Raw genomic sequence first — 1,996 nt, 5'->3', positions numbered from 1 at the left:
AAGCGTTATAGAGGTGATTACATGTTCAAATTAAGTTTAAACGAAAATGAAATAAATTTCAAGGATTTAGAAGTAAAAATTTACAAATTAGTCTGCGAAGAAGCTTGCAAAATAATGGCTCAAATCCTTATGGAAATAGATGATATGTTACTAGATGTTATACAGCAAATTATTTCAATATAAAAAGCACCATAAAAAGCAAAATAATTTAACCTTATCCATTATGTAAAGTTAATTAATTTTCATATTCATGTATAAGATTGGTTAATCTTGCCTACAATTATAGAAAAAAATAATGGGGCGGTAAAATTAATTACCACCCCAAGAAAGGTATCACAATGATAATTATAGCCTTTCCAGTCAAAAATATACATGAATATATCGAAAATAAATCATATTTGTACATAGATACACCATCTGGATGTCCTAATTGTAATTACAACGGTAAATTGTATAGGCATGGTTATTACTGCAGGGGTGTCTTTATCGACAATGATTGTGTGGATATTACCATAGCAAGAGTTATTTGCCCTGTATGCCATAAAACACATGCTTTAATACCGGACTTTTTAGTGCCATATTTCATCTATCCTTTATCTGTTATTTTAACTTCCTTGAAAAAAATATTTATCGATGGACATGGCACTACATATGTTGCTGATGAAATCATTAAAGAGTTTAATTTGTCTTTTGTAAAAGAGCAAAATATCAGTTATTTTAAAATGAGATTTCTCTCGATTATGAATTATGTTTACAGCTTTTTTGCTAATTTTCAAGAATACATTGAAACAATGAACAGCTTATCACCTAGAACTTTGATAAGCAATATTTGTAAATATACAAAAGAAAAGCTAAAGTTTAATTTACACTATTTTGATTTGATGAAAGTACATTTTTTCAAAAAAGTTTAAACTTAATTCTTGGTAGAATTTTTTTGCTTTTTTACAAAAGCCTTGTTTTCATCATAATTTACCGCTATTTTTGACTGTATAATTATTGTAATTCGTTGAATAATGTTTAATCTGAATTTATCTATGTAAATTTATCTAATTCGCATTTTGTCTCTCCACATAACTTTTGTGAATGTACCATCATTATCCAGTCAATAATACTGATAATTAAATTGAGGAGGTTTTTAGACATGGATAATGATGTTAAACAAAAAATTGCTTACTTTAAATTTTCGTTGATAGCACCGCTTATCAATGAAAATTACACTCAGGAAACTGCAAAAGAATATATGGAGCATTCCTGTAATAAAAAAATATAGGATTTGAAATAAAAAGTACCTCCTGATAAAATACAAGATGTCGATTGTTCATGAACACGACTCTCAAAATAACAAGGAGGTACCTAATATGAAGTATAACCAAAATTTAAAGATATTGCAAATAACAGAAAAGACATTGATCGTGTCAAGTATTTTTAGGTTTTTTTGAAAAAAAGACCTCACTATCACTCTAAGGATGAGCATTGAATAGCTAGATTTTAGCAAAAGTTTTTTAGTATTGAATTCTCTTAACTTCTCGATAGCATAAAATCATCACTCCTCATAATAATGACTAAAACTACAATCTTCAATATAAAGCACTTTGTATATGCATTATGCATGCTTTTAAATGGCACTTCTCAATAGTAATGATTTTATAGCCTGACTTGTTAATGTTTTTTTGTTTTGCAATATTGGCAAGCTTATTATGTTTTCATAAGTTGATTTTATTTTCTTTAGTTGCTGTTTTGCTTTATACACTGTTTGTTTTGGTAGTTCTATTGGCTTTAAGTTTTCATATTGCTGTTTTAATACGACATCTTTCAGCGATATGCCGCTTGCTTTTATTGCTCTTAATTTTGCCATTTTGTGAGCTCCAACCTTGCTCCATGAAATTGGTCTGCTTGATAGCCTCTCTGAAAGTACATGACTTACATGACTTTCTGCACTGCATCCTGTTATTTCTTTTTTGTAAAGGCTGTATGAATTTATTCCATCCCAATTGTT

Annotated in this window: 4 protein-coding genes; 3 read left to right on the top strand and 1 reads right to left on the bottom strand. The window is 28.7% G+C overall.

The genetic code is table 11. The features are described from left to right. The 3 genes from HNR52_RS12185 to HNR52_RS12175 form a co-directional block, all read left to right on the top strand. The coding region (locus HNR52_RS12185) for a hypothetical protein (protein ID WP_435620736.1) at positions 1-183 on the top strand (183 nt) is incomplete at its 5' end. 155 nt (positions 184-338) lie between these two features. Beyond that, positions 339-911, top strand: coding sequence for a DUF6431 domain-containing protein (locus HNR52_RS12180; RefSeq protein ID WP_435620735.1), 573 nt, complete (start codon positions 339-341; stop codon positions 909-911). Between the two features lie 230 nt (positions 912-1,141). Next, a complete protein-coding gene (locus HNR52_RS12175; protein WP_435620737.1) occupies positions 1,142-1,270 on the top strand; it encodes a hypothetical protein in 129 nt (42 codons plus the stop codon). Positions 1,271-1,615: 345 nt separating this feature from the next. Here HNR52_RS12175 and HNR52_RS12170 read toward each other — a convergent pair. After that, the coding region (locus HNR52_RS12170) for a UPF0236 family transposase-like protein (RefSeq protein ID WP_435620734.1) at positions 1,616-1,996 on the bottom strand (381 nt) is incomplete at its 5' end.

Origin of the sequence: Thermoanaerobacterium thermosulfurigenes (genome assembly GCF_051201035.1) — a bacterium.
Classification (GTDB): Bacteria; Bacillota; Thermoanaerobacteria; order Thermoanaerobacterales; family Thermoanaerobacteraceae; genus Thermoanaerobacterium; species Thermoanaerobacterium thermosulfurigenes.
Note: the sequence above shows the minus strand (reverse complement) of the source record. Positions and strands in the feature narration are given on the sequence as shown.